At 61.1% G+C, this 932-nt stretch carries 1 protein-coding gene and 1 tRNA gene; one reads left to right on the top strand and one right to left on the bottom strand.

The genetic code is table 11. The features are described from left to right. Nucleotides 1-5: 5 nt before the first annotated feature. On the bottom strand, nt 6-329 hold the full coding sequence (locus AC1D34_RS37980) for a hypothetical protein (protein ID WP_441506292.1): 324 nt from the start codon (nt 327-329) through the stop codon (nt 6-8). 150 nt (nt 330-479) lie between these two features. Here AC1D34_RS37980 and AC1D34_RS37975 point away from each other — a divergent pair. Beyond that, nucleotides 480-569 (top strand) — tRNA-Ser (locus AC1D34_RS37975). Nucleotides 570-932: the final 363 nt, after the last annotated feature.

Genomic DNA, 932 nt, shown 5'->3' with positions numbered 1-932 from the left:
GCCCTTCACCGTCGCGTGACGATACCGACCTGCGGCTCGGGCCTCGCACCGAGCCAGAGCAGGAGGAAACCGAGCACCAGCGCGACCAGCGCGACGGGCGACCGCATCAGCGAGAGCAGCATCGGGTCCCAGAGCAGCGGATGGAGATTGCGCTCGATGGCTGGCTGCAGCAGCGGATAGCGCGTCGGCAGCAGAATGAGGAGGATTTCGCCGAGCGGCGTGAACTGAAGCGAGGAATTGGCGATCGAACGCGCGCCGTCGATGACCAGCGCCACGAATCCGCTGGCGACAGCAAGATAACCCAGCAAACGGATGAAAAAACGCAGCATCCCGCCCCATTCCCCGCACGCGCCCTTCGCATCCGATGTGCCCATTCGGGCACGGCTYTGCAACCTTGTCCGGCGCTCTCCACGCAAGAATACGAAAAGCGCGTTTCAGGCCTTGAAAGAAGCCGGCTCGGCGGTCATAAGCAGCCCGCCGGACAGGTGGCCGAGTGGTTGAAGGCGCACGCCTGGAAAGTGTGTATACGGGAAACCGTATCGCGGGTTCGAATCCCGCCCTGTCCGCCATTGTCTTGTCATAAGCGTTTGTTTCTTCACGCAATTTTTTTGACGAGGCCGCTTCTGCCCCACTAATTACCCCAACGATTATCGTTCTACGCAAGGACCGAAGCGCTAACTCTGCCGCGGCGGTCTTGTCGATCGGCGCACTGCCCAAACACGCTTATAGCTTTCGCTCCCCATAGCCTCCCTCTGCCGTGTCTCGCTTTTGGGGGAAAAGTGACGCAGGTAGCGGATGTGCAGGGCGGTGACAAAACCATCCAATGAAGCGCCCTCGCTTGTGGTGGCGCGGGCGGCGTAAAAGCCAACCAGTTGGATAGGCTGATCCCTTTTGGGGTTGGCGGGGATGTTCGCGGTGGAGGTCTACGCGGC

It is taken from the genome of Allobosea sp. P1_A7 (assembly GCF_056406775.1).
The sequence above is the reverse complement of the archived record's forward strand: the minus strand, read 5'-3'. Positions and strand labels throughout refer to the sequence as shown.